The organism is Niastella soli, assembly GCF_017742245.1.
Taxonomy (GTDB): domain Bacteria; phylum Bacteroidota; class Bacteroidia; order Chitinophagales; family Chitinophagaceae; genus Niastella; species Niastella soli.
In genome coordinates, this window is record NZ_JAGHKO010000001.1 from 1,161,105 (window position 1) to 1,186,873 (window position 25,769).

At 39.9% G+C, this 25,769-nt stretch carries 29 protein-coding genes and 2 tRNA genes; 12 read left to right on the forward strand and 19 right to left on the reverse strand.

Annotated elements, in window-relative coordinates:
* Positions 1-5: 5 nt before the first annotated feature.
* Both J7I42_RS04530 and J7I42_RS04535 read right to left on the reverse strand, forming a co-directional pair.
* Positions 6-1,133, reverse strand: coding sequence for a FecR family protein (locus tag J7I42_RS04530; protein ID WP_209137580.1), 1,128 nt, complete (start codon positions 1,131-1,133; stop codon positions 6-8).
* Positions 1,134-1,243: 110 nt separating this feature from the next.
* The gene (locus J7I42_RS04535; RefSeq protein ID WP_209137581.1) at positions 1,244-1,813 is read right to left on the reverse strand and encodes an RNA polymerase sigma-70 factor; all 570 of its coding nucleotides are present in this window, start codon (positions 1,811-1,813) and stop codon (positions 1,244-1,246) included.
* Between the two features lie 184 nt (positions 1,814-1,997).
* Here J7I42_RS04535 and J7I42_RS04540 point away from each other — a divergent pair.
* The 5 genes from J7I42_RS04540 to J7I42_RS04560 all read left to right on the forward strand — a co-directional run bounded on the left by J7I42_RS04540 (position 1,998) and on the right by J7I42_RS04560 (position 5,618).
* Positions 1,998-2,071: transfer RNA gene (locus J7I42_RS04540), tRNA-Ile, on the forward strand.
* Between the two features lie 280 nt (positions 2,072-2,351).
* Positions 2,352-3,125 carry an outer membrane beta-barrel protein gene (locus J7I42_RS04545; RefSeq protein ID WP_209137582.1) on the forward strand — a complete coding sequence of 258 codons (774 nt, stop codon included), beginning with the start codon at positions 2,352-2,354 and terminating at the stop codon, positions 3,123-3,125.
* A 721-nt stretch (positions 3,126-3,846) separates the two neighbouring features.
* The gene (gene hflX / locus J7I42_RS04550; protein WP_209137583.1) at positions 3,847-5,031 is read left to right on the forward strand and encodes a GTPase HflX; all 1,185 of its coding nucleotides are present in this window, start codon (positions 3,847-3,849) and stop codon (positions 5,029-5,031) included.
* A gap of 6 nt (positions 5,032-5,037) precedes the next feature.
* Positions 5,038-5,394 carry a Rieske (2Fe-2S) protein gene (locus J7I42_RS04555; RefSeq protein ID WP_209137584.1) on the forward strand — a complete coding sequence of 119 codons (357 nt, stop codon included), beginning with the start codon at positions 5,038-5,040 and terminating at the stop codon, positions 5,392-5,394.
* Between the two features lie 150 nt (positions 5,395-5,544).
* Positions 5,545-5,618: transfer RNA gene (locus J7I42_RS04560), tRNA-Asn, on the forward strand.
* 164 nt (positions 5,619-5,782) lie between these two features.
* Here J7I42_RS04560 and J7I42_RS04565 read toward each other — a convergent pair.
* From J7I42_RS04565 to J7I42_RS04575, 3 genes are all read right to left on the reverse strand, one after another.
* Entirely contained in the window at positions 5,783-6,460 is a 678-nt protein-coding gene (locus tag J7I42_RS04565; RefSeq protein ID WP_209137585.1) for a DUF6000 family protein, read from the reverse strand.
* 452 nt (positions 6,461-6,912) lie between these two features.
* Entirely contained in the window at positions 6,913-7,338 is a 426-nt protein-coding gene (locus J7I42_RS04570; protein ID WP_209137586.1) for a hypothetical protein, read from the reverse strand.
* Positions 7,339-7,535: 197 nt separating this feature from the next.
* Positions 7,536-7,790, reverse strand: coding sequence for a helix-turn-helix domain-containing protein (locus J7I42_RS04575; protein ID WP_209137587.1), 255 nt, complete (start codon positions 7,788-7,790; stop codon positions 7,536-7,538).
* A gap of 404 nt (positions 7,791-8,194) precedes the next feature.
* Between J7I42_RS04575 and J7I42_RS04580 the strand changes: the two genes are divergently transcribed.
* Genes J7I42_RS04580 through J7I42_RS04590 form a run of 3 tightly spaced genes read left to right on the forward strand, consistent with a single transcriptional unit; the run spans position 8,195 to position 9,445 of the window.
* Positions 8,195-8,566, forward strand: coding sequence for a hypothetical protein (locus J7I42_RS04580; protein WP_209137588.1), 372 nt, complete (start codon positions 8,195-8,197; stop codon positions 8,564-8,566).
* The gene (locus tag J7I42_RS04585; protein WP_209137589.1) at positions 8,563-9,213 is read left to right on the forward strand and encodes a S24 family peptidase; all 651 of its coding nucleotides are present in this window, start codon (positions 8,563-8,565) and stop codon (positions 9,211-9,213) included. Before J7I42_RS04580 ends, J7I42_RS04585 begins: the two co-directional genes overlap by 4 nt.
* 16 nt (positions 9,214-9,229) lie before the next feature.
* On the forward strand, positions 9,230-9,445 hold the full coding sequence (locus J7I42_RS04590; RefSeq protein ID WP_209137590.1) for a hypothetical protein: 216 nt from the start codon (positions 9,230-9,232) through the stop codon (positions 9,443-9,445).
* A gap of 103 nt (positions 9,446-9,548) precedes the next feature.
* Here J7I42_RS04590 and J7I42_RS04595 read toward each other — a convergent pair whose 3' ends face one another.
* The 6 genes from J7I42_RS04595 to J7I42_RS04620 form a co-directional block, all read right to left on the reverse strand.
* Positions 9,549-9,962, reverse strand: coding sequence for a hypothetical protein (locus J7I42_RS04595; protein WP_209137591.1), 414 nt, complete (start codon positions 9,960-9,962; stop codon positions 9,549-9,551).
* A gap of 27 nt (positions 9,963-9,989) precedes the next feature.
* On the reverse strand, positions 9,990-10,964 hold the full coding sequence (locus tag J7I42_RS04600) for a relaxase/mobilization nuclease domain-containing protein (protein WP_209137592.1): 975 nt from the start codon (positions 10,962-10,964) through the stop codon (positions 9,990-9,992).
* A 50-nt stretch (positions 10,965-11,014) separates the two neighbouring features.
* Entirely contained in the window at positions 11,015-11,395 is a 381-nt protein-coding gene (locus J7I42_RS04605; RefSeq protein WP_209137593.1) for a plasmid mobilization protein, read from the reverse strand.
* Between the two features lie 106 nt (positions 11,396-11,501).
* Positions 11,502-12,443, reverse strand: a complete 942-nt coding sequence (locus J7I42_RS04610) for a toprim domain-containing protein (protein WP_209137594.1) — start codon at positions 12,441-12,443, stop codon at positions 11,502-11,504.
* A complete protein-coding gene (locus J7I42_RS04615) occupies positions 12,440-12,832 on the reverse strand; it encodes a hypothetical protein (RefSeq protein WP_209137595.1) in 393 nt (130 codons plus the stop codon). Before J7I42_RS04615 ends, J7I42_RS04610 begins: the two co-directional genes overlap by 4 nt.
* A gap of 75 nt (positions 12,833-12,907) precedes the next feature.
* Positions 12,908-13,231: a helix-turn-helix domain-containing protein gene (locus J7I42_RS04620; RefSeq protein ID WP_209137596.1), complete on the reverse strand. Its 324-nt coding sequence runs from the start codon at positions 13,229-13,231 to the stop codon at positions 12,908-12,910.
* 171 nt (positions 13,232-13,402) lie between these two features.
* On the opposite strand from J7I42_RS04620, the gene J7I42_RS04625 reads away from it, so the two are divergent.
* Positions 13,403-14,071, forward strand: coding sequence for an SMI1/KNR4 family protein (locus J7I42_RS04625; RefSeq protein WP_209137597.1), 669 nt, complete (start codon positions 13,403-13,405; stop codon positions 14,069-14,071).
* A gap of 25 nt (positions 14,072-14,096) precedes the next feature.
* Here the strand turns inward: J7I42_RS04625 and J7I42_RS04630 are convergent, their stop codons facing one another.
* Complete coding sequence (locus J7I42_RS04630) at positions 14,097-14,969, reverse strand: hypothetical protein (RefSeq protein ID WP_209137598.1); 873 nt, start codon at positions 14,967-14,969, stop codon at positions 14,097-14,099.
* A gap of 482 nt (positions 14,970-15,451) precedes the next feature.
* On the opposite strand from J7I42_RS04630, the gene J7I42_RS04635 reads away from it, so the two are divergent.
* A complete protein-coding gene (locus tag J7I42_RS04635) occupies positions 15,452-16,549 on the forward strand; it encodes a YbjQ family protein (RefSeq protein ID WP_209137599.1) in 1,098 nt (365 codons plus the stop codon).
* Between the two features lie 79 nt (positions 16,550-16,628).
* On the forward strand, positions 16,629-17,420 hold the full coding sequence (locus J7I42_RS04640; protein WP_209137600.1) for a RipA family octameric membrane protein: 792 nt from the start codon (positions 16,629-16,631) through the stop codon (positions 17,418-17,420).
* A 259-nt stretch (positions 17,421-17,679) separates the two neighbouring features.
* Here the strand turns inward: J7I42_RS04640 and J7I42_RS04645 are convergent, their stop codons facing one another.
* The 6 genes from J7I42_RS04645 to J7I42_RS04670 form a co-directional block, all read right to left on the reverse strand.
* A complete protein-coding gene (locus J7I42_RS04645) occupies positions 17,680-18,090 on the reverse strand; it encodes a contact-dependent growth inhibition system immunity protein (protein ID WP_209137601.1) in 411 nt (136 codons plus the stop codon).
* A gap of 6 nt (positions 18,091-18,096) precedes the next feature.
* Complete coding sequence (locus J7I42_RS04650) at positions 18,097-18,393, reverse strand: hypothetical protein (protein ID WP_209137602.1); 297 nt, start codon at positions 18,391-18,393, stop codon at positions 18,097-18,099.
* 14 nt (positions 18,394-18,407) lie between these two features.
* Positions 18,408-19,676 carry a type II toxin-antitoxin system HipA family toxin gene (locus J7I42_RS04655; protein ID WP_209137603.1) on the reverse strand — a complete coding sequence of 423 codons (1,269 nt, stop codon included), beginning with the start codon at positions 19,674-19,676 and terminating at the stop codon, positions 18,408-18,410.
* 3 nt (positions 19,677-19,679) lie between these two features.
* Complete coding sequence (locus J7I42_RS04660) at positions 19,680-20,009, reverse strand: helix-turn-helix domain-containing protein (RefSeq protein WP_209137604.1); 330 nt, start codon at positions 20,007-20,009, stop codon at positions 19,680-19,682.
* Between the two features lie 140 nt (positions 20,010-20,149).
* The gene (locus J7I42_RS04665) at positions 20,150-21,523 is read right to left on the reverse strand and encodes a tyrosine-type recombinase/integrase (protein WP_209137605.1); all 1,374 of its coding nucleotides are present in this window, start codon (positions 21,521-21,523) and stop codon (positions 20,150-20,152) included.
* A gap of 414 nt (positions 21,524-21,937) precedes the next feature.
* The gene (locus tag J7I42_RS04670) at positions 21,938-23,473 is read right to left on the reverse strand and encodes a BACON domain-containing protein (protein WP_209137606.1); all 1,536 of its coding nucleotides are present in this window, start codon (positions 23,471-23,473) and stop codon (positions 21,938-21,940) included.
* Positions 23,474-23,800: 327 nt separating this feature from the next.
* Here J7I42_RS04670 and J7I42_RS04675 point away from each other — a divergent pair, with 327 nt between their 5' ends.
* A complete protein-coding gene (locus J7I42_RS04675) occupies positions 23,801-25,192 on the forward strand; it encodes a peroxiredoxin family protein (RefSeq protein ID WP_209137607.1) in 1,392 nt (463 codons plus the stop codon).
* Positions 25,193-25,240: 48 nt separating this feature from the next.
* On the opposite strand, the gene J7I42_RS04680 is transcribed toward J7I42_RS04675, so the two are convergent.
* Complete coding sequence (locus J7I42_RS04680) at positions 25,241-25,732, reverse strand: hypothetical protein (protein ID WP_209137608.1); 492 nt, start codon at positions 25,730-25,732, stop codon at positions 25,241-25,243.
* Between the last annotated feature and the right edge of the window lie 37 nt (positions 25,733-25,769).

A 25,769-nucleotide genomic window follows, 5' to 3' on the forward strand; every position in this document is an offset into this window, starting at 1 on the left:
AAAGATCATCGTCCTATAGTTATTTTATTTCCCTGCATGCTATAATGAAAAGGGGCCGACACACTTAAACCATCCAGCGCCTGTTGTATGGTTTCATTGGTAAAGCTGCCGGAGAAATGCAGTGTTTGTTTTTTTACATCTTTAAACACGATCTCCACATTGTACCAGCGCTCCATTTTTTCAGCTATCTCAAGGAACGATTCATCATCAAAAACCAGTTTGTTTTGCACCCAGGCAGTTTCTATCACCAGGCTATCGGCAGGCGCATAGGTTAATTTGCTTATTGAAACAAAGGGTTGATTGTTCGTTGTACTTTTATTGATAGCGGCAGCACTCGAAACGTCATTTACTACAACCAGTTTTTCGTTGGGTCGTAACGTAAACTTTTTCTCGGGGCGGTCATGGAGCAATACTTCCACCTTACCATGTATCAGACTGGTTTCTGTTTGTTTATCGCCAGGGTAGGCCTTTACATTAAAGGCTGTGCCCAGTACCCGGATATCAATTTGTTGAGTATGGATTACAAAGGGCACCTTTTGTGTTGTTCCCGGCGTAATGGCGGGTATCACTTCAAAATAAGCTTCTCCGCTAAGCGCTACTTCTCTTATGTCGCCGCCAAAGTTCTTGTCATAGGTAAGTACGCTTCCGGCATTCAGCCAAACTTTTGAACCATCGGGCAGGTTGATCGTTGTTTTGGAACCATTGTGGGTACTTACTTCATTTTTTTCTACAGTTTGAGCGGCCAGAGAAGGGCGGGTAGTGGTTTCCCGCTTTGTTACAGCATAATACCAATAAATGGTAGCTATCATCAATACGGCAACTGCCATACTTACGATCAGTAATTTTTTCCGGGAGCGATTTTGAGTAGTTGTATTGTCGGGTCGATCTTCGGGACTTTCGCGGTGGTCCCAATCTTTTGTGGCTTCTTTTAATCTATTGACATGACGATTGAACGCCTCCTCTGCATCATTGTTTATAGGCATGGGCAAACTCCATAAGTCAGTTATGTTTTGAAGAGCATAATGCATGTCAGGATCGCTACGCAACAGTCCCTCCAATTCGCTCAATTCTTCCCCACTTGCCTCACCAGCCAGTTTTTTTCCAATTAAAAACCAGGTTCTGTCCTTACTCATGTGTACAATAGATATACACTTAAGGACACTACTATAAAAAGCATACCCCCAAGCCAGCAGAAGATATTTTTTTACATAGGTAGCGGCCGGGTATTGCCCGACCGGTTTTTTTAAAAAGACAATGTGGTACGAATGTCGAAATGAATGGCCATACCTATTTTTCGTATAGCAATAGCCATTTGGTTTTCAACCGTTTTTAAAGAAATATGCAATAGTTCGGCCACCTCCCGGTATTTGAGACCATCGTCTTTTACCAGTTTAAAAATGAGTTGGCAGCGAGTAGGCAGGTCATTAATAGCGCTTTGCACACGGTTCATCATTTCGGCAGTTAGCATCAGTTTTTCGGGGTTGAAATAAATGCTTTGCAGCTGCACAAAGTATTGTTCGGGTTGCAGCATAACCTTTTTCCGGGTACGGAGGTAGTTGAGGGCTCCGTTCTTGGTACTGATAAAAAGGTATAGTTTGAGGTTATGGATGCGGTTAAGGCCAGCTCTTTTTTTCCACACTTTTATAAATATGTCAGAAACGACTTCTTCCGCCACTTCGGGGGAACGGACAAACGAGGCGGCAAATTGCTGTAGGGACTTATAAAAGTGGGCAAACAGTTCCTTATAGGCAGACTGGTCATCGTACAGCGAAATACGCTGTTGCAGCTCCTGGATGTTAGTGCTGGCAAGCATAATAAAAAACTGCTAATCGTTCAAAAAAAAAGACCAACGAGGTCGCCGGAAAGCTGCTCTAAGATTATTTAAAAAATTAAATGAGATTTCTGCTATGTACTGAATGAATTTTTCTAATTTTGCTGCTCTTTGAAACGAAAAGCTCTTTATTTTCAAGATATTTGTTCCGACGAAAGTCGCGAACGGACCCTTAGCTCAGACGGTTAGAGCATCTGACTCATAATCAGAGGGTCGCTGGTTCGATCCCAGCAGGGTCCACTCAGTTCTTATTTCAGCGTTGGCTTTCACTCCAAATTAATTATCGGGAGGGTTAGAGTATCCCTAACACAAGCCGGCCAGTATCCTGGTCGATTAAAACAGGGGCTCTGTAGGGTTAAATTCCTTGTTTGACGTATCGTTCCCCGATAGAGACCGGAACGGTTCTTAACAAAGTCAACCATTACCTCATTATGCCCATGGCAGTGCTATGGGCTTTTTTGTAACCTTAACCTTTCATTAACCCTGTGAAAGATACTTTTGACAATCATTTGAGAACAGTATGAAAAAATTGATTACGCTTTCCCTCGCATTGGCATTTGTATTTCCCTTGTTTGCACAGGATTCTACCAAGACTGCAGCGCCTGCCCCCGCATCTGCAACTCCAGCCAAAAAAAAGGTGTGGAAGTATAACCCCAACCGGGCTAACGACCATTTCATGATACAATTGGGGTATAATGGCTGGGCCTCTAAACCTGATACCATTAATACTAAAGGTATCCCCCGCAGTTTTAATATGTATTTCATGTTCGACTTCCCTTTCAAAACCAGCCCCCGCTTTAGCGTAGGTGTTGGTGCTGGTATTGGAACTGACAATTTCTATCTCGATAAAATGACCGTTGATATTGCAGGCAGATCAAGTAACACCCTCGCCTTTAAAAGCGTAGACTCCGGTTACTTCAAAAAATACAAGATAGCCACCACTTACCTGGAATTGCCGGTCGAGCTTCGCTTTGCCGCCGATCCCGATAACACCAATAAAAGCTGGAAGGTAGCCATAGGCGGAAAGGTTGGAACCATGCTAAGCGCAATGACAAAAGGTAAGAACCTGCAGTCAAAAAGTGGAACCGTAAACTCCTATACAGAAAAAATCAAATCAAAGAGGTATTTTAATAGTACACGCCTGGCCGTAACCGGTCGCGTAAGCAAAGGAGTGTTTGGCGTCTTCGGATCATATCAGATCAACCAGTTTATAAAAGATGGCGCCGCCGGGGCCGGGTCGCCGCTGGTAGATATACGACCGTTCACGATAGGTTTGGTGATCAGCGGTTTGTAAAAAGCAACTAGTAATACTTACCATACAATCCGGAAGGAGATTCGCAAAAGCGGTATCCTTCCGGATTTTTTTATTTCAGACACCTGATATTGATCAAATTTCTTTGCCTCTAGCTTATTCCCCTTTTTCTTATTACCAATTTGTTTCAATTATTGCAAAATGGTGCTAATCCAGGTAGAAAAACTATCCCGAGAAAATTTTAACCTCCCCAATAATTCAAAGAACTTCCGTAAGTTGACGGGGTTCAACCTGTGCATGCCAACTGGTTCAGTCTTGTCGGTATACAAAAGTACCCAATGCCTTCATGCCATCATGTGACGGGCTTCGGAAACCGCTGTGACGGTTCGAGGAGAACGGTGGGACGAATGGTAATTTCTCCTCGGAAATGTCCTTTTTGGGTGACGGTTGGAGGAAAAAGGTGTGACGAATGGTCGAAAACCAGTGATGGTTGTTATTTTCTCCTCTTTGCCTTCTCGACTCCTCCTCGATTCTACCCTGAAAGACCTCGAATTCCGAGGACCCAAAGAGGTACCATTGAGGTAACAAAGAGGTACCAAAGAGGTGGGTTATCCTATCAGGGTAACAGTGAGAAGACAGCATGTTTCCACCCATTTTTGCCCCACTAGAAAAGCCCCCACCTTTTACCGTTTCTTTTCCTTTCAGCGCTATGTACCCCAGTTTCCGGTTTTTCAGCTTACTTTTGCACGGAAAATCGAAGGACTTGTTAGATAAGAAGAATATCATTCAAAACGAAGAGAAAGCTGTACTGGTAGGACTGGTACATAAATTACAAACCGAAGAGCAGGTAACAGAATACCTGAACGAACTGGCATTTCTGGCCGAAACGGCCGGTGCCAAATCCGTTAAACGATTTGTACAAAAGCTGCCGCATCCTGATAGCCGCACCTTTGTTGGTAAAGGCAAACTGGAAGAAATTAAAAACTACATCGAGGGGCGGGATATCAACATCGTTATTTTCGACGATGAACTGAGCGGGTCGCAAATCGGCAATATTGAAAAAGTGCTCGATGTAAAAACCATCGATCGCAGTGACCTGATCCTGGATATTTTTGCCCGCCGCGCCAAAACCGCTCAAGCAAAAACCCAGGTTGAACTGGCCCAGTATCAATATTTGATGCCGCGCCTGCGTGGGATGTGGAAACACCTGGAAAGATTAGGGGGTGGTATTGGAACGAGAGGTCCGGGTGAAACGGAAATTGAAACTGACCGACGGATCGTTCGTGAAAAAATAGCCTTGTTGCGTAAACGCCTGAGCGAAATTGACAAACAGGCTTTCACGCAACGTAAAGACAGGGGTGAATTTATTCGGGTGGCCCTGGTAGGGTATACCAACGTGGGTAAAAGCACTATCATGAACCTGCTATCGAAAAGCGATGTGTTTGCTGAAAATAAATTATTCGCAACGCTCGATACCACTACCCGCAAAGTAGTTTTTGAGACCACGCCATTTTTATTAAGCGATACCGTTGGATTTATTCGCAAATTACCGCACCACCTCGTGGAAAGCTTTAAAAGCACCCTCGATGAGGTGCGCGAAGCGGACATATTATTACATGTGGCCGACACGGCGCACCCGCAGTACGAAGACCAGATTGGCGTAGTAAACAAAACCCTGCAGGAACTGAATGTAATAGACAAACCAGTGATCACCATTTTTAATAAAATGGACCAGTATGAAAAAAATACATTCGATCCCTGGCTGGAAGAGGAAGTTCGCACCGAAATGCTGAAAGATCTTAAAGAACGCTGGGAAAATCAGCTGCAGGGCAATTGTGTTTTTATTTCAGCTACTGAAAGAAGGAACATCGACGAATTACGGTCGACCATATTAAATAAGGTGAAGGAACTATATACGATCCGGTATCCATATAAAACAGGTTTTTAATACTGCATGACCGAGAAAAAATACCAGTACCACCAAATAGCCGGGCACCCAACTGAACTCAACTTTAATGGGCAGGGCATTGCGGTGGTTGAAGTAAAAGGTAAAAAGATCTGTATAACCAGCGTTGGAGAGGAATGGTTTGGGTTTGCTTATAAATGTCCGCACGCCAGTGGAATTATGGCGGAAGGATATATCGACGCAGTAGGCAATGTGGTTTGTCCGGTTCACCGGTATAAATTCAGTTTAAAGAATGGGCGTAATACAAGTGGAGAGGGATATTATTTAAAAATTTATCCGGTTGAAATGCGAGGTGAAGCCCTCTTTGTGGGATTACCAGACGGCGGTTTATTTGGGTGGATATAGGGGTCAAAAAAAAATCTTTTAAAACAGGGCTAATTTTTCAATTTTCATTTGTTTTCGAACCAATTAATTCCTTATTTTTGCTGCCCATTTCGGAAGAGAGGTAGCAAATAACTACCGGTTTTTCAATCAGTTCTGAAATGGAAAATATATTCCTCCTTAGCTCAGTTGGTTAGAGCATCTGACTGTTAATCAGAGGGTCTCAGGTTCAAGTCCTGAAGGGGGAGCTGAAAAACAATCACTTAAAAGGTCGCTTCGGCGGCCTTTTTGCATTTTTGCCAGTAATTTGCCAGCAAGTGGGCGAAGTGGTTTAAAAGAGCTGTTATTCTATAAATTTATGCTTTTTCTATCGCTGAAAAAAGTTTAGCCGATTACCGCCCTTTTAACTGGTTTAGATTTCGCTTTTTACTCGCCTTATTTTATCAAGCGTTGTCATGCAATCGATAAAAGAACTCCTGTATTTTTCTAAATCCCAATTCGTTTTGTCTATAATAAATGAGTTCAATTTAGTGGTTAGCCGAGCTGTGGCATTTTTGTCGAGGTATTCCAGGGCGCAATAAGTAGTTGACTGATCAAACCATAAATCTTTTCTATCAAGGTAATAATCAAGATAAGTGATCAAATAGTCTTTCGCTTTATCAGTGGCAAAGGTAGCCAGTGCCAGACAATAACCAGAACCAGCATAACACACTTCACTCTTTAACAAATGCTTACCGATAATATCCTCCAACTCATGATAATTGTTAATAGCAGCGAAGAAGGCACCAGAAATTCTTGTCCGCCAGTTAAAATCACCTAGCAATGCCTTTACAATATCAATATTTATTTCTTTAGCCGCCTCTGAGAAAGCTTTAATTGTTGTTTCGTCCGCATTGGCAAGATGAGTCATATAAAATGGTACAACCCACTTTTCTATATACTCGTCGGACAGGTCTTCCTCATTTCTTGGCACTTCAAGATTCTCAAAAGGGTTTCTGTGTCGAACCGTTGCACCGGCAACATGGAGTGCAATAGCTTCCTTTTCACTTTTTGAGGTAAACAGCTTAGTCCATAAATTTTGAAATTTCATACTGAGAATATCTTGTTATTAATACTTTATTCTTTATGCACTCAGGGCTAATTATATCCTTCTCATTGCACCTTCCAGATAATTTTCTGCATCTTGCTTGATTAGTTCTAATAATCTGTTTAATACCCGTAATTCAGTAGCTACTCGATAAATTATTTACTATGAGCTTTTATATACCATTCCATCCTCCATACAATCAAAATGATAACCCAAATCCTAAATTTGTTGATTCCATGAGTTTATTGAGGATAAATCCATTTAGATTGGTGATGTTTTTCTGGACAACTCATATTTGTCATTTTTAAGCCTGATTTCAAAAATCCTTTCATATTTGATTTATGCTATTTTGCTGAAATATTTTTTTCAGAAATTTTCATTTATTGTCTTTATTACTCAATCAATTTTTTAACCCAATTCACATCATAAGCTATATGCTTATGAATCAAAAAACCTCAATTTTTCTTGTATGTCAAACTGTCGAGCAAGTGAAAGATATAATGAAGACTATCTGGAACATCTAATCCATATTTCATAAATTCTTCTTTAAAAAGTAATATCTTACTATTTGATTTATCTAAAGCATTATAAATGACAGGATACTGCCCCCCTATTAAATTCTTTGACAATAATTCTAACTGATCACTTTCTATAGGAATAATTGTATGATCCTTTACAAAATCTCCTTTTACTTCAAAAACATACTTAACGAAAATTCCCCTGCCTTTAAACACCATATCCATGCCTGTTATAAATCCTGTCCCTATCGCCTTATTGGCATTAAGCTCCCCTGCTTTTTTCTCTGAATAATAATAAGTAATAATAAAAGCGCCAATTATAAATACCGCAAAATACCATGCTGCCTTTTCCCTTCGTTTCATACTGTTCTTATTTGTTTATTTTGTTCATTTCACTCTCCACCTGATTTGCAATTATATTTCCCCATGTATTATTTGACGCATCCACAGTATTTAAAATACCTTTCGCAGCAATGTGAGTTGGCGGAATAACACTGATAGCATCTTTACCTAGCCCGATCAGTGCATTAAATCTATAATATCTAAGTCATTTCTGCCAGTTACTTAGATTTGATTCCAGGTAAAGCACCATCGTAGTTAGTTAAAACATGAACTTCCACGCCTAATGCTTTTGCTATCTTATATATCGTAAAAAACTCAAGGTTTTCTTTACCTTGTTCATAACGGCTAAGATCACTATCATTTATACCTGAAATAGTTTCCAATTCAAGTAATGTCAAGTTCTTATGTTTTCTTACCTGTTTAATGCGTTTTCCAAGCTTTTCAAGTTCCAATGTGAAATCTGAAGTTTCCATGTTAAGAGTTGAACTCGCAAAGTGGGAGTATGTTGATAAAATAAAATGGGGTTATAAGCACATTTTTAATATTTCTGATTTACATTCGTAGTGAAATTATAAACTGGGCAATACAACTTAAACAAGTATTGCATTCTCACGAGTCTCGCAACACGAATCTGACAATTTTTGTAACCGCGAGAGTAAGTGAAGCCCAATCTTTATATTTACACTATAGGGTTGGGCCTATTTGCTCCTTCGCGGTTAACCACGAAAGTGGTGGGCTTTGTCAGAGCCCGTGTTGTAGGGGCGGTAGGCGTCAACCCTTTTTTAATATATTAAGTCTTTGGCCCGTTTTATTCGTGCCCAAAGCCTACCTCCCAGGGGCTCATTAACCATATCATGTAACCTAAAATATTTTTAACATGAATGAGCCATTAACCAATTCCCGTCCTGGGATATTCTTTCACGGCAAATCCCACAACAAACATCCCCTGTGGCACAACCAACCCTTGCGCCTTTCTGAAGAGCATTTAAACAATCCCCCTCTTGTTTTTGATGACTTTTTCCAGTGTTATCATCTAAATGAAACCCGGGAAATATTATGGCAATGGCTTACGGCGATTATTTCAAGCCCTGGAAGCATTTCTAATGAGCCGCTTGAGCGCAGCAACCATATCTACTTTTATGAAAAAATAGAAGAGCTTATTGAAGCTGCATTTGTTTTAAAAACACATCGGCTTACAGGAGATCAGAATTCATCAGACTACTCATCCCTTTTAAATAGTGAGGCATGACAGACATCGGTTTTCGATTAAAGGTGTTTAGAATGCGGTCAGGCACTAAAATGCATATGGTTGAAAAATCAACTGGCATTGCAAAAGCAAAGTTATATAAATGGGAAAAGGGAATCAGGCCAAACAACATAGAGGCTTTCAATAAGCTGAATGCTTACCTGGAAGAGATGGAAAGCAAACAAAGTGCAGGTGATATTAGCATGATTACTCCGGCTACGTTAATACTTCCTTTAAAAAATAATAGACCAGCTAAACCACAAGTTGATGGTAAATCAGCCAGCGGGACAATAATTTTTACCGGACTAACACCAGAGTTAATAGTTGATCGAATTGATGCTCCATTTCTAGGCGTTTTTGAAGGAGCCATTCAGGTTACCGGTAATGGTATGGAACCGACATTTAGTAACGGTTGCTGGGTAACAATTACCCGTCTAAATGATTTCCAGGCCCTTAATTGGGGATATTACTATTACCTGATAGATTCAAACTATATGGGGTATGTCAGACGTGTTTGCCAAAGTGAAAAAGAAAACATTTTACGATTGGAATCCGATAATCCTGACCAGCTAAGATATCCGCCAATTGAAAGAAGCCTGGACAAAATAATGGCAATTTTCAAAATTGGAGCCTCAATAACTAAATTCTAATCAAAACTTATCCATTATGAAACTTAGTCAAAAAGCACTCAAAGCAATAAACAATCCGGCTACTCGCCGCCGATTAATGGATGTGTTGGGTTGTACAGAATTTACTATTGCCCGGTATATTCAAAAGAATAGTGATAACCTTACTAAAGCTACTGCGATGCAGGTAATAAGGGAATTGACCGGTTTACCAGACAGTGAAATTTTGGAAGAATCTATTACCAATACAATTTAGTCCACAACAATAATTCCATTGTTTTAATAAGATTACTAATCAGAGCCATTAATCAGAAGCCCCGATGTTTCTACATCAGGGCTTTGTTTCTTATTCGTCCATCCTACAACCGCCAATGATCCACAATATGCTTTAGTAAAAAGTAGCCATAAGTGGCCATAATTATATATAATAACCAGCGAAGTACCACCGAGTAATATTCCCTTGCGTTATGTTCTGGGAAAAGCAAAAATCTCTTTTCCTGAACAATGCTTTTTGGTTGTTCATTAACAATCTTTTTTATTCCATCCATACTTTGGGATATAACATTCTGAATTGGTGTAGTATTTAGAGGAGGAGAAGTGACTTTAAGATTGTCCAATTTTTCTTCAAATTGTGTAAGCTTCCCGGTTAAGCCATTTACGGCTATAACCAAGTCGCCTATGGATTTTGCGAGTGATTTTTGTTCCTCCGAAAATTCATTCAATACGATTTCCAAGCTACTAGCTTCCACATTTTCAGTATTTTTTAGTTCCATATTTGAAAATTTTAAGTGAATAAATGTTTACAATCTTGGCCTTTGTCTTTTCCTTTTACGCTTGGCTTCCTTTAATAATTCAGGATTAACTGACTGATCTACGTACTCCGGTTTCAGCAGATCGCCTAACAAATTATCAAGCTGTTTTACTAGCTCTGACGCTTCAAAATCTTCTTTCCGCGACGAATGAGCAGTTTTGATTAATAGTTTCTGAACCGGAGTATATGCCTTATCTATATCCCTTTGAATTGCTATTTCCCGCTGCTGTTGTTTCTCCTGTTTAATTGCTAATTCCTGTTTCAGATCTAGAATCCTTTCAATCTTTGAAAGCGAAAAGCCAACTTCACTGCCTTTTATCTTTACTTTTTTATCATCGATGAAAGAAATGCCTCGGCCTATTAATACCTTATAGCCTAGCGATTTCATTTTTTCCTCAAGCTGTTGTAAGGTTTTAACCTGCACTAAAGTGTTTCGGATATCGGTTTTTAGTTTTTCCTTTCTATTATCTAGCCTGGGAAGGTTCCGGAGTTCTTCTGATAAGAACCGGCGGGCACTTAATACTTCTCTTAATTGGAACTGCTTTTCAAGTTGCCTGCACAGGCTATCCATCCTCCTGTAACTGTGATTATCCTTTGCCACCTTCCCATCAAGACCCACCCTGTTTGCAACGATGTGTATGTGCGGCTCGGCAGTGTCTTTATGCAGAATAATGAGGTATTGATTGTCTGCAACCCCGAACTGTTTTGCGCACTCTTTGCCCATTTCTATAAGTTGTTCCCGGGAAACCTTATCACCTGGTGCAGGCCGAAGGGAAAAATGAAACACCGGCTTTTCAACTCTTTTACTCAATTTGGCAACATCTAAAAACTGGCTGGTCAGTTCGCCCAGGTCACCAAAACATTTATTGAATTCCAAAACCTCAGCCCTGTCTTTGTGTTGCAATTGATCTTTCAGCGCTTTTAAAACCTTCTGGTTTTCACTTAAACCGATTTTATCTTCCAAACAATACCGTATGGATTCATAAAAAGAAGCGCCGGTTCCCACATACCCGATCATTGTAAATGTGATTTTATTTTAGTGGCTAATTGTTTCAACTCGGCTGATTGAACTTTTAAATTAGCCCTTTCCAGGACTGTTAATTCCTCGAATCCATTTCGCTTTTTAGCAATCTGATTGAGATTTGCAGCGATGTGATTAAGCATTGCAGTTAATTGTAAAACCTCCGGTGCTAATGCCTTTTCTCGCCTGTCAATTTTACCCGTCATTGCAACTTCTCTCATAAACTCCGATGTGGATACTTTTGCAATTTTGGCCTTTCCTACTATAACAGATCTCTCATACGAGCTACACTTAACTGATATTAGCCGATCTTTCTTCACGGCCTTTTTATGGCGGCCACCCTTGTTTTTTGTTTGTTTTTTAACCTGTTCCATATCTTGCCTCCTTGTTTCCTATCCGCCGATAGGCGGATCCCGTGAATGCGATAGCATGAACGGCCAGCGTTTTGGTATTACCAAAACATAGCTGGCTACCCGAAATTCAAAGTCTCCTGCCTTGTCTTTGGCTTTGCTTTTGGCTTTGCTGGTGATGAATAAGCCAGTCGTTTAAGTCCTTATGATGCTTATAAAAATCACTGCGATCTATGTACTTATCACGGTCCCATTGCAACGCCTGTTTGGTACGATTCATACCGGCACTGTCCCTGTCTAAAATCAAATGAACCTGGTTGTATTGTTCCATCAGGGAGCGGCTTTTCTCGAAAAATGAAAGTGAGTTTAGTACCAGGCAATTTGACAGTGGGGCAGTTAGATTTTTATTTACGGTGCAAAAAGAAAGGAAACTGAAAAAGCCTTCAAACACCGCAACATCATCAGTTCGTTTGTCAACAAAAGTTATATCCTTAGGGGAACTGCTGCCCTTGAAATTTTCGCTTCGCAGCTCATATCCGCCAGAATTGTTTTGAAATCCGATTACTGTGTGCTTTTTATTGTACAAAAGGAAATCCACTTCTTTGCAAAATCGGTTGGCAATTTCCAGCGGGATGCACCTTTTTTCCAGATAGTTCAACAGCTCTTTTGCTGCCAACGGGCGGGAATCCAGTACAACAATTTTGCAGCCTTCGGCCTCCTTCTTTTCACCAGCAAAGCGGGAATTGGCACCGGAAAGATTGTCCGAAATAGTAGGCGGGTGAAAAGAAAGAACTGGGCGAGCCTGGTACACAGACAAACGACCAAGCAACTCACTAACGGAACAATTATGATAAAGAGTCCCGAAATCAATCAGATCACCGCCCTTGCCCACCGCATGGTCGTACCATACATTTTTTTGCCGGTTCACTTTAAAGGATGCTGTTTTTTCCTCCCTCAATGGTGAGAGATACCAAAAATTCTCGTTATGCACCTTCTGCGGATGGTGGTCTAAATAAGCCAAGTATTCTACCAGATCGACCTGTTTTGCATCCTCACACGATAAACTTTTCATACATCACGTTTTTCAGATTCTTTAGAATGACTAATTTTTTCCCGCTTAAATCTTGGAGGTTTTTCGTCTGCACCGTCTTCATTTCGTACAGGATCTCGCCCAAAAACCCTGGGATTATTCAATCCATTGTTGCGAATACTGTCCTTTAGATCGAGCCACAGCCGAATGTTATAATCGGCTAGTTCCTGCAATTCGTCCGCTGTTAATTTATGTGGGTTGGAAACGGTAGTAGAGGCTTTTCCATCAGACTGTTCTTCAAACAGAGCGTAAATGTTGGGAACAAAACCTTCTCCAATCTCGAGCGACTTGCTAATAAAAAAGCTATTGCCGTGCAATTTGATCTGCTTTCCTGTGCTTAACTGGAAAGTTTGTCTTTTAAATTCAGCCATAAGGTTGATTTTTAATTTGTTAATCAATAACTGTTAAAAGCTAAATGCGAAGCATAGGGCGGGTGAAAAGAAAAACTACTTTTCGGTTACTCGGTCGGTTTCAGGATCAATAAACGGATGTCGGCGTTTCTGTTTCAGGTAGTCCATAACCTCAGAACGCAGGAAATAAACCCTTCCACCCTGTTTATGGAAGGGTAGGCCCTGTTTCATCCATTCATGCAGAGTGACCAGGGAAATGCGGAACATATAGGCTACTTCCTTACGCGTAATTAGCGGTTCCTCTTCAAGTTTATTTGTTGAAGGAGTCGTTTTTATGGGCGTGTTTTCCAGGCATTCCTTCACTGCCTCTCTGATCCACCGCCGAAAATCATTTTCATTCGGAATAAATAAAGTGTCCATAAAAATTTGTTTTATGAACGTAATTTGGGTTAAGAAACAAGGAAAGTCAATGATGGATTAGTCATGGATTTTTAAGGATTGAATAAGAATGTGTTAGGGTTGGTTTCGGAAAGAATAAGATTGCCTTAACTCCAATTTTCGCATATATTAGCAGGCAATAAACGCTTCTACATGATGGAAAAAGCCCTTTGGGAAAGATGGGTTAGTGACTGGCGTTGGATTATGACAACCGCCCAAAAAAGAAATTGGTATATCCGACCAATTGAAATAAAACCACCTGTCGACATTACAGAAATAATACTTCTGGAAGAAAACATTGGAATACGGTATCCCCAGGAATTCAAATATGTTTTAACTAATTATTCGTCAGGTGTATATCTTAAATGGTGTATTGAGGGTGAAGAACCCAAAAATGAATTGAAGGAAGTATTTAGTGGAGGGGGCCGGGGATGTTTATGGGATTTCTCCTTTCTTAGGAAAGATTTTGATAATTATACTGGATGGGTTACAAAGTGCTTTTCCAATCCTGAGGACTCTTATGATAAAATATGGCATAATAAAGTGCCTTTTATAGATGTAGCAAATGGAGATGTAATAGCATTTGATACATCTGAAAGCACGATTGAAAGTCCTATAATTTATCTAAGCCATGACGGATCTGATTTCCATGGTAAGCGTCTGGCAAAAAACTTTATCGATTTCATTACCAAATGGTCAAATTTAGGATGTGTAGGAACCGAAGACTGGCAATTTGAACCCTTTTATGACCATGAAAAAATGGAATTGATGGATGCCGGGCCTCAAGTAGACAGGTGGAAGGATTGGCTTAATAATAAATAAAGGCATTTCAGGTTATCCGGTAATATTAATAGAAATATTCTTGGAGGGCTTTTTCCAAATTCTTTACTTTAGGATGGGTGTCCCGGATACTCTCATCCGCCCTTTTTATGGCAACCTGAATAGTATTCGGCTGCTTGGATTTAAAAGTTTCAAAATGCAATCTTAGAATTGCCGCTACGTCCGTATCCGAAAATCTCTTAAACAGCTGTTCGCCCTTAGCAATCTCTGTGGGAGCCTGCACATTTTTCAATAACCTAAATAACTTTATAAGTTTATCTTGATGGTTTTGATTGTTTAGTTCAATATTACCGGTAACAAAGGAATCGGTTATGGACTGCATGCGCTCTTCAGTTCCCGCCACTATTTGATCTATTCGGAAGGCAAGCTTTTGCGTAAATTCCATTATAGATTCATCAAGGTTTGCCTGGTTTACGTTATTATTAAGAGGTAAAACCTCCCGGATGCCTTGTTCAATATTCTGCCTCATTTCCACTTGTTGCTGAACACGTATTTCCTGTCTCTTCTCTTGTACCCATTCTTTTGTAAATCGCAGTTTCTGTTTTCGAGTGGCGCTGACTCTTTGGTCTAACCTGCTGTAAGTCTCGTACTCAAGAAATTTTAGGAAGGCTTGCTTATCCGGGTAGCGGGTAAAATGAAACTCCAAGTAATCAGCGATATCGGCACCGTTATACCCATTTAGTTTATTAAAAATCTCGTTTTTATAACGGCGACCATAGGGTTCTTTTGGGAAGTAGAGGGAAAAGTCGGATTGATAGGGGCCAATAGAATATTGAAAGTAGGGAGTAAATAATCCAGGTGTTTCACTGCCGCTCGACCTGCCAAATAAATCCGAAATCATATTCCGATAAAACATATTCGAATACAAAAACTTTCTCACATTCATATCTATAGGTAATCGGTTAATGGTGTACTGAAAATTAGGAAAAAGTCAACTAACGCCGAACGAACTGGAACGACAAAATTTTATTGACAAAGATCAATAAAAAGCAAAGATGAATACATTGTTGATTTTCAAGACAAAATCCATTTAAAATATGCATATTTAGATTTAAATTAGAGTTCTTCGATCAAATATATCAGTGGATCCAACCCCATTTCAACAGGCATGACAATAAACTCCTTTGAAGCTATTTCAGACAAAAACTGTAAAGTATTGATATTTGGAACCATGCCTGGAATAACCTCATTACATACCAAACAGTATTATGGCCACCAGGATAACTTATTCTGGGATATCATCTTTCGTATACTAGACAAAAATTGGAATTGGGAAGAAGTTGTTACTGCCGTTTACTATTGCCCATTTAATATTTTGAATTACAAAAATCCCAATGCACTAAACTTTAAATCATAACTCAAATGGCAAACCCTAAAGATGTATTAGTTATTACAACTTCATCAGCTGAAGGTCTCAAAATAAAAAGATACCTAAAGCCAGTATCGGCTCATATTGTTGCAGGAACAAATCTATTTAGTGATTTTCTTGGAGGGCTAACTGACGTCTTCGGTGGTCGTTCACATACTTATCAAAAGCAATTGACTTCATTATATAATGAAGCAATTGAAAGAATAAAGTATGCAGCCTATGAGATAGGCTCAAACTGTATTGTCGGATTAAACATTGATATGGATGAAATTTCAGGAAAAGGTAAATCTATGTTTATGCTGACCGCTGTTGGCACTGCTGTCATTCTAGAAAAAGGAGAAGCAGAAAAAGCAACTATGCTTAAATCTGACGAAAAGCTTGAAAATGTTGGAGTGGATAGAATTAATATGTTAAGAAACAAAAGGGCAATTATCGAAAAAGCAAAGTCAAGCATTTTGGAAATAAATGATGATACTTGGAGTTTCATCACTACCAATCAAGTAGACGAGGTATTTCCATATCTTATGAAAAAATTCTCTGAAGCTATTTCATATGATCAAACGGATCCAGGAATTTCAGAAAAATTTTATAGGCAATTGATTGGATATATTGACGGACTTCCAGAAAAAAACAAACTAGACCTTTTGTATAATGGAATCAAACTCGAAGAAAATGATCAAATCGCATTTAAGCTATCCCAAATAATAAAAGAGTTGAACTTATTTGAGTTCAATAGGATTGCGGAAATGTTAAAAAGTGACAATTTCCAAATTCAAAAAAGAGGTGTACGTATTGCAACATACGACAGGCCATTTTATAGCATGCATGACAAACAAGATTTACAAACAATAAGGACCTTACTTAAAGATATTTTTGTTGAGCGGGGCAAACGTTCAATGAAAAAGCAACTATTATCATCCAAAGAAAAAGAAGTCTGGACTTGTGAATGTGGAAAAACAAATGACATTGATAATGATTGCAGTGGTTGTCAACAAGATATTTACGGTTTCAAACCTAAAGAATTAAAGCCAGGCGTTGCTGACAATTATATAGAGCAAAAAATAGAATTAATATCGGAATATGTTGGATAAGGAGCATACATTAATATTAACGCTATACTTATACCCTTATAACTCTATTATCATCAAATAACCCCGAACCGAACACCTTATGGAAAAAACATTTGAAGCCAGGTCGGCTTCACTATTACCTGAACGGGAGAAACTGGAGTTTGAAAAAAGCCTTGAACAACGAAGGTTTGAAATCAGTAATTTTTGGTCAAGGGGCTGGTTCTTTGGGGCTCTTATCGTTTTTATTGCTACTGGTTTCTTTAAATTACTCACTGACAACCCAGAGTATTGTATCTACCTAGCATTTTTGGGATTCTGGGTTTCCCTATTTCAGGCCCTAATGAATAGGGGAAGTAAGTATTGGCAGGAAAGATGGGAAAACAAAACAAAAAACGCAGAGGCCGCTTTAGGCATCGATGTAACATTAACAAAAAAGTTTAACGGGACGGAAAGATATTATTTAGACGCAGGCATTCTGGCAAAGAATGAAAATTGGTTTGTACAAGCGCGCCGGTTTTCTGTTTCAAAACTTACCATTCTGACCTGGGATATCGTCACCATTTCCTGGGCATTCGCCTGGATTAAATCTTGCCATTTTCATTCCGACGGATGGGATTCCGTGCGCTGGGATGCCTTGGGTTACCATGTGATTATTACCGTTTACATTCTCATATTCTTCTTTTATAAATCCGGCAGACGTCAAGATAAAGCAATTAAAAATGGGGGCAGAGCATTGGGATATACCGGAGGAAAAGTCTATGAAGGTTTTGCTAAAGACAAAAAATTCAAACATGGGCCGTTCAATGTCAGAGAGCCATATTATAGCGATAGTGAAGCATATTACAAAGACTGGGTGGAAGATCTGCATGACAAAGAAGATACCACAGCATAGATATCAAACAAGTTCAGCTTCAATGCATGGCTTTCTTTCTTTTGTTCCGTAAATACCCGAGAAGTAGCACGGTTAATTGAGATCATTTTCTCGACTTCAATCAGCTTTACTGCTCAGCTAAAAGATCGATTTTACAGATAGTAAAAAGGATATTCACTTTGGGTGTCAATTGGAGTGAAAGAATTGGATTCAGATGAAGCCCCTTGTTATGAAAGATAAGAAAGACAACAAAACCTTGGAGAACGAGGGTTCAATATAGTCAACCCTCTGAAGCAAAGGCATCCATCTTTTTTAAAAGTTGACGAAATTGATTGCGATCATTGCATTGCTCAATAAAGTCCTTTTTATCTATACTCAGTTGTCGTACTTGAAACCTAATAGCGGGATGTTGCTGCCAGAACGTGCCTCCTACCTCTAAAACCGATGCTAACAAATCTCCTTCATATAGATCAGCTTCGGTTAGTATGTTTTGCTTTAAAATTTTCACCGCTACTGGGATCAAATATCTTAGCCCAATTTGTTGACTAATCAATGTTCTTAGTTGCTCAGGCGTTAGTCTTCCGATTGGTATTTTTCTATAAAGAAAACATCGCTCGACAAGCCCCGTTGGAAAGTCCGTTCCTTCCCAATAGTCATTTTCTAATTGCTCTATAGATTGTGTTATTGCCATAGTAATTTATATCTCTTCAGCCATTACTTCAATAATCTGTTCTTTTAGTTTCAAAGATTCGTACTTTCTGCGCTCAATCTCATCATTATAAACGAATGTTAGGCCCACAAAATATTCTCCTGTTGATCTATTATCCCCCATTTCAACACCACTTACTTTAAGGGTGGCGTTCTCAGATCCGGTATTAAATGTTACAACACTTCCAATTTTTACCCTTCCTTCAATAAGATCACCAATGACAACAAGGCCTCGTCCTGTAATTCTAAAACTATCATTTATTTTAAATTTACCAATTACTTTCACACCTTTATAAATTGCTAATGAATAAATGCTGATTCCAAAGAAATCATTTCCCCCCTTGATATCCCTATCCTCCCGGCCACTTCTTTCCAGTGACTAACAGTTTTGGTAACCCTATTAATGATTTCCTCCCTTTTCACCTTATCCAAACGAAATTTCTCGCCTACTTCCCTGGCAAGATCAAGATCCAACTCATTACTGTGTTCAGATATATTCAGACTTAGGCCGGTTGACAACGGAATAGGATTTATATCAAACGCAGGCGATAGCATCCATCCTTGCGGTGTTAATAAAAATCCATGATTTCTGAGGTGGTCATCACTATTGCTTACACAGATATTGAATACAATCCGTCTCCATAGTTCTTCCAAATCAGTATTCGGTTGTGCACCATAACGCATAATATACTCCGCCAGGTGAAGATATGATACACCGGCTGCGCCATCCGCACCATCGGTATGTCCAAGTAAAGTCATAGCCGAAGCAAAATGAATACGGCCGTTACCGACACGGTCAAACCGTTTAGTCAGGAAAGTATGGTAGTCCTGGGTGAACCTCCGCGCTTTTCCTTCCGCTACCGACAATCCGGATTTTATTGCAAGCTCGTTGACTACTGTTTCCCAACCTCCGATATCACGATCATCTTTTCGGCTTGGAAATTTGGCAATCCAAAGCTCTCCATTCGGGTCAATCACACTAGCCTTTGGTCTTGCACCACCCAAAGAAGAACCGGGAGAAATTAACAGGTTCAGCCATTTAGCATATGATGGGTCTTCCATGGCATCGTCTTTTTCCAATTGAAGACTTGCCTCTTCAAGCGTACGGAGCGATGTCATGGGAGGTGCCGCCATAGCTTCATTGGCATCGAGAAACGGCCCATCCTCCTTTAATTTGAATCTAAGACCGCCCATTCTGTATTGATCAAATACCCCTAATAAAAAATCACTTTCCATTAGCGGCTTTGGCCTGCCTTTTTCCTGTCTGGCTGCAAACGCTTCCCTACGTTCCATTAAAACTCTACCCCAACGGTCAGGGGAAGAATCCATGAATAGGCCAAAATTGGGTTTATCGTCTCGGCTATATTGAGGGCCAGAATATAGGCCCAGATCAGGATCAATTATCAAAGCCGACCCTTTTTCTAACCATTCTTTGGTATAAGAAAAAGAAAAGACTTCCTTGCCCCGCACCTGTTCGGCTTGCAAGGTTCCCATTAAAATAATACCGCCCAGATCAATCCAGTCAGCGTATACTAGTATTTGTTGATTTTGGTGTGTTGATTTTGACATTATTTAAGATTTTCCACCGCCCGAAAGCAATCCAGCATCCTGTAACTTTCTTCCTAAAGGATCATTAGCCGCTACCAACAACAAGTCTTTTTCCAGACCGAGCACAAACAACACTTGCAGATATGCACTCATCGCAACTCCTGGCGTGCCCTTTTCAATCAATTGAAGTGTTGACCGGGCAATACCTGCCCGCTCCGCAACTTGTGTGGTTGTTAACCGGCGACGTTTACGGGCTAGTTTGATATTTTCACCCAATTCGTTCAATACTTTTTCGGCGGTAGGTAATAATATTGTTTTCTTACTTTTCACTAATTTGACCGATATTTCAGTCAAAATTAGCAAAAATGACTGAAATATCGGTCATTTATAAAACACAGCCCTTCAGCCAACTATATGCAATTGCATATAGTTTCATAGAAAATAGCTGAATTATATGCATTTACATATAATCTAGGTTCCTAAAAATCGGTTCACTACTGCTCATGAGATTGGACACTTTCTGTTACATCCTTCTTAAAAGCCACCAACTTCTGCGAATACTCCTTCTTCACCGTCTTTTCAAAACTGTCCAGGTAGTTCTCAGTGGTTTTAATGCTCGTATGACCTAATGATTCTTGAATAAACTCCGTACTTACCCCTGACCGTTTCATTATAGTCGAGAATGTATGCCGGGCAACGTAAGTGGTTACGGCCTTTTCTATGCCCAGTTTCTTTCTGATCTTTCGCATCCAGTCATTTAGAGCCTGGACAAACAGCTCTATTAGTTCAACCTGGCGCAATGGCGTTATGTCGTACTGCAGGACAGGGAATATATAATTACCTAGGCGCTTATCCTTGGTGCTCCAGAAATCAATAACCTGCTGCATATCTTCTGTTATGTAAACAGTTATTGGCCGGGGAGAGGATCGGGTCGAGTTTTCAGTCTTAGCCCTTTCAAAGACAAGGTATTCGCCTTCGATATTCTTATATTTCAAATGGGCAATGTCTGTGGGATTGATGCCATTGGCGAAGTAGGAAAAAAGCCAGAAATCTTTGGCTTTACGTTCTTCCAGGCAAACCGGCTCATAATAATAGATTTTGCCAACGTCTTCCAGGGTTAACGCCTTTTTTATATTCCTGGATGTGGGTGGTTGATATTTACGCCTACCGAAAGGGTAACATTTGTCTCTATTAATAATACCCTGGAATATGGCTTCATTAAACATCGTGCGTAAACAACGGGTATAAATACCTACTGTCGTTTTGGAATATTCCTGGTCCATCATCCAGGCTTCCAACTGCTTTAAGAAAGCCACGTCAATTTCAGTAAACCGGACATTCCCCCGAAAACGGGAAATAGTGGTATAAGTTGTCTGATAATTGGCGGCGGTCCGGATACGGTGTTCGGAAAGGAGCTTTTTAATATAATATAGAAAGGTGGCCAGTATTGTTCCATATTCCGGGGATGGCAGCCTGAAAATGGGGAACCGGTTTTCATACTCAGCTAAATTAAACTCGTAGGCTACCGGGACCTGGTTTGCCTTAATAAATTTTCGCTGGTGAAAAAAGGGATTATTTAATATAAAATCCTTTTCAAACTCATCATAGGTGAAAGGCTGTAATAAACGGGCTTTATCCTCAGCATTCCGCTCGATCAGTTTTAGACTGGTGCGGATTTCTTTCAATTTTTCTGAGATGTTTCGGGCCTTTCGGTCTGTTACCGAATTGAACTCTTCCTGGGTAAGATCATAAACCGTTTGGTAACGCTTTGGTTCGCTGTTAAAGGTTACCAGTAGCTTAACAGGATAGGTTCCTTTCTTCTTTTTAATTCTCCAGGTGTCCAAAATGATTTTTAATGATGCTGACATACCTATTAATTTTTCGATTTCACAAAATCCTTCGCCTAAAATTTGCCAGTAATTTGCCAGTAAAACAGGGTTAAACCCCATTTTGGAAGGCATACATCAAATTTCTAACAAAAAATTAAGTGATTGAAAAATAAACAGTTAAGCAAGATTCAGTCAACCCCGATTAAGCCAGATTGGCGGCTGATCGCCGCTGTTAATCAGAGGGTCTCAGGTTCAAGTCCTGAAGGGGGAGTGCTCAAACACAATAGCTTACAAAGCCACCTTCGGGTGGCTTTTGTGTTTTATGGCAAATTTTCAAACATTCGGGTCGAAGAGGACGTTTTCTTGTCCTTAATACTCCATTTTCAATTAAACAAGCCGTTTCGAAACTATTCCGAAACGGCTCATTAATTAGGAAATAGATACTACCGATTCTTAGTAATCTTTAAGTTTTAGGAACCAGGTACCTACAAATGGCGGATAAGTAGATCCATTAGGATTGGTCCAACCAGCAAGCCAAAAGCTGCCATCGATATTCATTACAATGTCAATGGTATTCTCTTGCATATGCCCTCCCAAAGTTTCACTCCAAACCTTTTGGCCCTTTTTATTCAATTTAAACACCCAGGAATCACCTGATCCTTGGCCTTCACCTACATCACCATCATTTGAAGTAGTAATTCCGGCAAGTATGTATCCGCCATCGGGAGTAAGGGCAATACTAGTATTTGCTTTAATTGTCTCAAGGTATGTTCCCCCCAGCAGGTTGTTCCAAGTTATATTGCCATTGGCATCCAATTTTAGCACCCACATATCACCGTTGCCCTGATTTTTGCCTGTTACATCGCCATTTTCACTGCTATAACTAACACCAGCAACAATGCAGCCGCCATCGACAGTGCTTTTTATGGAAAAAGACTCATCAGAGTTATCTCCTCCAAATAGCTTACTCCAAATCATGTCCCCATTGCTATTTAATTTTACTACCCAATAATCTTTGGACCCATGATTTTTTCCCACATCGCCACTATTATTACTTGTTGAATTGCCTGTTACGTATATAGAGCCATCAATGGCTACAGATACAGCATTTGCTTGTTCACTCCCTGATCCGCCAAATCTTTTTTGCCATTCCGGGATTCCACTACTGCTGAATTTTGCAATTGCCATGTCACTTCCGGTGGCACCTGCCACTACAAAACCACCATCAGCAGTAGCCGCTATGGTGTTGACAAATTCAGTGATATCCGCCGATCGTGTCCAGGCGGTGTCGCCATTACTTTTCAATTTTATTAACCACAAATTACCAGTACTGCGATAGGCCTGTGCGGCTATTATAAAACCACCATCAAACGTGGCAATAGCGGCTATAGCATCTTCAACAATGTTGGCGTCCCCCATTTGGCGGGTCCATACTGTATCTCCATTGCGGTTTAATCTGGCCATCCATGCATCGTGTGCCCACATATCACCCCAATTTCCCGTCCCTATCAATAAACACCCGCCATCAAAAGCAGGCGTCATGCCATGACCATAAATGAGTGGATATCCCGTAATTCTTTTTTCTGAAAGCACTTGCAGCTTATAGGGCTTTTGCTCAACGGTTAGCTGTGCCTGCAGATTTAATGAGGGATTTGTAACTGTTGCTGCAATGATAGCTGTTCGCGCCTGGCTGCCAACGTTCTCATTGATTATTGAGGCATGAATGGTGTCTTTTCCATGTCCCGAACTTTTGTTCACTTGTAACCAATCAGCACCAGAAGTGACCGAAATCTGCCAGTCGATATTTGACTCTATTACGAGATCTGCCGATCCAGTAACAAAGGGTGGTATTGAAACGGTTGTTTGGTAGAAATGTAAATAGGGTTCATTGTTAGGGGCATCGTTGGTCAAATCGTCGGGTGGGTCATTTTTTTTCCCACAGGAAATTAATACCTGGCACATGGCTAATGCCAGAAAAAACTTTTTCATAAAGAAGATTTAGGCTTTTGGTTTTTGATATACAAGTATACCTGTTTTTTCTACCAGAAGATAGATATAATTTTAACCTATATCACTATTAAGATCCTGCAGGTTTACTTGGGCATCTCCCCCGCATATTAGGTTGTGAAATAGATCTATTGAAGACGTAATTACCTACATAATTCCATAATTTCCTGCCTATTAGCAGGACTTTTAGCGCTCCCGAGTACCATTTTTCCTTTAAGTGTTTTAAAAACGATTATTTTCTATGTGAATACACAATTTTTTTAGATATTTATCGGATTTGTAATTCGTACGCCCCTAAAATTGATTGAAATGTTTAAGACCAAAGGCCATATGCTAATTGGCTGCTTGCTACTGTTTACGCTTTCTGGATTAGCCCAAACCAACACTGTTATTAAAGGCACAGTCCTTCACCCCGTAAATGATTTCATAATTGTTTCAGTAGACGGTTTCATGGAAAACAGGAAAGACTCTGTTCTTGTGAGCGATTCCGGCTACTTTAAACAGGAAATCAACCTAAAAACGGGAAACTACGTAACTATAACTTATGCAAACCAGGACCTGCGTTTCCCAGTATCGCCAGGAGACAGCGTAGATCTAACATTGGATGAATCGCTGTTAACCTATAACCTGACCGCTAGCAATCCCATCCGAAAAAGAGAAATTACAGCGGTAATTGACAATACCGCCCTTTTCGAAGGCCGGATTGAAGAAATTAATGCTGCTGCAGAAAAAAGATCAGACAGTTTACTGAATACTATTTACAACCAGCAACTGAAAGACTACCTGCATAGAATTCAACAGCCCTCTCTCAGTACCAAAGAATCAATTCACGAGATCTACTACAGGCATCTGACATATTGGCTTTCATTTAATCCGGTTTGCGCGCTAAAGCCGAATGAAAAAATAATCGGAAAAGAGCTCTATGCTAAATTCGCTTCCCTGATCCCTGCAGATCAGGAATATCTTACCCCGAACGAATCGCTGTTTTACGCGTCAGACTATTACCGCACCTTTCTATTAAATTTCAAGAATACAGCTGTAAAATCAGACAGTACCAATCAGAATTACCAGGCACAATACCAGGCAATCATTGGCGATGCTCAAAAACCAGTGATCAAAGACTGGTTAATTATGAACTATATTAAAAATATATACCGGGGCGGTTCTTATGCAGACGCCCTCCGTTTATCTGATGACTACAAGCCTCTTTGCCAGAATGCCGCAATCAAGGAAAGGATTAAGAATATGGACCTGGATTTTGCCAGACTTAAAAACGGCAACCCGGCTCCTGGTTTCACGCTGGAAGACCTGAACGGCAACAATGTTTCCCTTTCCGACTTTAAGGGCAAATGGGTGTATCTGAACTTCTGGTCTACGACCTCCGGAGTCAGTATCAATGATTTTATGAAGTACGGTCCCATCATCAAAGAAAAATATAAAGACAAAAACATCGTCTTCCTGAACATATGTTTTGAAGAAGATGCTACTAAATGGAAAAAAAGGGTAGAAGAACTACAGATCGACGGCACTAATGTAATAGCACGGGGATGGCCCAACCTCAAAATATGTAAAGACTATCAGGCAGATCCCCTGCCTCGGACCTTTTTGATCGATAAAGATGGAAACATAAATAATAATCACCTTCTTCCAATGGCTTTAGCCCAGTTTGATGCATCGCTAATAAATGAATGGTTACAATAAAAACAGAAGCGCCACACTTTTAAGGTGTGGCGCTTCTGTTTTCAATAGCTACTCATCAAGCTCCTCGATCTCTAAAAGTTTATTAACCCTGAAATCTATCATTGTTCCTTTCCGGGTCTTTCCTATTCCTTTAATATTTACAATCCTATTCGTTTTTAAGTTGGTGACTCTAATGCCTACTTGCGATTTGTTACCAACTGAGTAATAGTTATCGTATATACTATACTTATACCCATTATTAATAAAATACACATTATTTAAGTCCATTCCTTCATTTTGAACGCCACCCCCCCTGAGATAAAAAGAATACTTGAATTTTTTCCAGCTGTCTCTGTTCTTTTCCGGGCACTCAAACTCAACAGAATCTTTAGCTCCAAACCTGTAAACAATGTAAGCATTGTCTTTATCCTTAGCCAATACGACATGCTTACCGCTTTGGGTGTCAAATGAAAATATTTCACTTTCATTTTTAAGTAAAACCTTTTGAGCGCCAGCGGTCAAGGAAAGAAAGAGCATCACTGCTAACAATGTAAGTTTCATAAAAGGAAGATACGCACTATTGATTCTCATCAGCTAT

Excerpts from the sequence above, each read along its gene's own strand:
- J7I42_RS04530 (WP_209137580.1), bottom strand. The coding sequence starts at position 1,133 with ATGAGTAAGGACAGAACCTGGTTTTTAATTGGAAAAAAACTGGCTGGT.
- J7I42_RS04535 (WP_209137581.1), bottom strand. The coding sequence starts at position 1,813 with ATGCTTGCCAGCACTAACATCCAGGAGCTGCAACAGCGTATTTCGCTG.
- J7I42_RS04545 (WP_209137582.1), top strand. The coding sequence starts at position 2,352 with ATGAAAAAATTGATTACGCTTTCCCTCGCATTGGCATTTGTATTTCCC.
- J7I42_RS04555 (WP_209137584.1), top strand. The coding sequence starts at position 5,038 with ATGACCGAGAAAAAATACCAGTACCACCAAATAGCCGGGCACCCAACT.
- J7I42_RS04565 (WP_209137585.1), bottom strand. The coding sequence starts at position 6,460 with ATGAAATTTCAAAATTTATGGACTAAGCTGTTTACCTCAAAAAGTGAA.
- J7I42_RS04570 (WP_209137586.1), bottom strand. The coding sequence starts at position 7,338 with ATGAAACGAAGGGAAAAGGCAGCATGGTATTTTGCGGTATTTATAATT.
- J7I42_RS04575 (WP_209137587.1), bottom strand. The coding sequence starts at position 7,790 with ATGGAAACTTCAGATTTCACATTGGAACTTGAAAAGCTTGGAAAACGC.
- J7I42_RS04580 (WP_209137588.1), top strand. The coding sequence starts at position 8,195 with ATGAATGAGCCATTAACCAATTCCCGTCCTGGGATATTCTTTCACGGC.
- J7I42_RS04585 (WP_209137589.1), top strand. The coding sequence starts at position 8,563 with ATGACAGACATCGGTTTTCGATTAAAGGTGTTTAGAATGCGGTCAGGC.
- J7I42_RS04590 (WP_209137590.1), top strand. The coding sequence starts at position 9,230 with ATGAAACTTAGTCAAAAAGCACTCAAAGCAATAAACAATCCGGCTACT.
- J7I42_RS04595 (WP_209137591.1), bottom strand. The coding sequence starts at position 9,962 with ATGGAACTAAAAAATACTGAAAATGTGGAAGCTAGTAGCTTGGAAATC.
- J7I42_RS04605 (WP_209137593.1), bottom strand. The coding sequence starts at position 11,395 with ATGGAACAGGTTAAAAAACAAACAAAAAACAAGGGTGGCCGCCATAAA.
- J7I42_RS04610 (WP_209137594.1), bottom strand. The coding sequence starts at position 12,443 with ATGAAAAGTTTATCGTGTGAGGATGCAAAACAGGTCGATCTGGTAGAA.
- J7I42_RS04615 (WP_209137595.1), bottom strand. The coding sequence starts at position 12,832 with ATGGCTGAATTTAAAAGACAAACTTTCCAGTTAAGCACAGGAAAGCAG.
- J7I42_RS04620 (WP_209137596.1), bottom strand. The coding sequence starts at position 13,231 with ATGGACACTTTATTTATTCCGAATGAAAATGATTTTCGGCGGTGGATC.
- J7I42_RS04625 (WP_209137597.1), top strand. The coding sequence starts at position 13,403 with ATGATGGAAAAAGCCCTTTGGGAAAGATGGGTTAGTGACTGGCGTTGG.
- J7I42_RS04635 (WP_209137599.1), top strand. The coding sequence starts at position 15,452 with ATGGCAAACCCTAAAGATGTATTAGTTATTACAACTTCATCAGCTGAA.
- J7I42_RS04640 (WP_209137600.1), top strand. The coding sequence starts at position 16,629 with ATGGAAAAAACATTTGAAGCCAGGTCGGCTTCACTATTACCTGAACGG.
- J7I42_RS04645 (WP_209137601.1), bottom strand. The coding sequence starts at position 18,090 with ATGGCAATAACACAATCTATAGAGCAATTAGAAAATGACTATTGGGAA.
- J7I42_RS04655 (WP_209137603.1), bottom strand. The coding sequence starts at position 19,676 with ATGTCAAAATCAACACACCAAAATCAACAAATACTAGTATACGCTGAC.
- J7I42_RS04665 (WP_209137605.1), bottom strand. The coding sequence starts at position 21,523 with ATGTCAGCATCATTAAAAATCATTTTGGACACCTGGAGAATTAAAAAG.
- J7I42_RS04670 (WP_209137606.1), bottom strand. The coding sequence starts at position 23,473 with ATGAAAAAGTTTTTTCTGGCATTAGCCATGTGCCAGGTATTAATTTCC.
- J7I42_RS04675 (WP_209137607.1), top strand. The coding sequence starts at position 23,801 with ATGTTTAAGACCAAAGGCCATATGCTAATTGGCTGCTTGCTACTGTTT.
- J7I42_RS04680 (WP_209137608.1), bottom strand. The coding sequence starts at position 25,732 with ATGAAACTTACATTGTTAGCAGTGATGCTCTTTCTTTCCTTGACCGCT.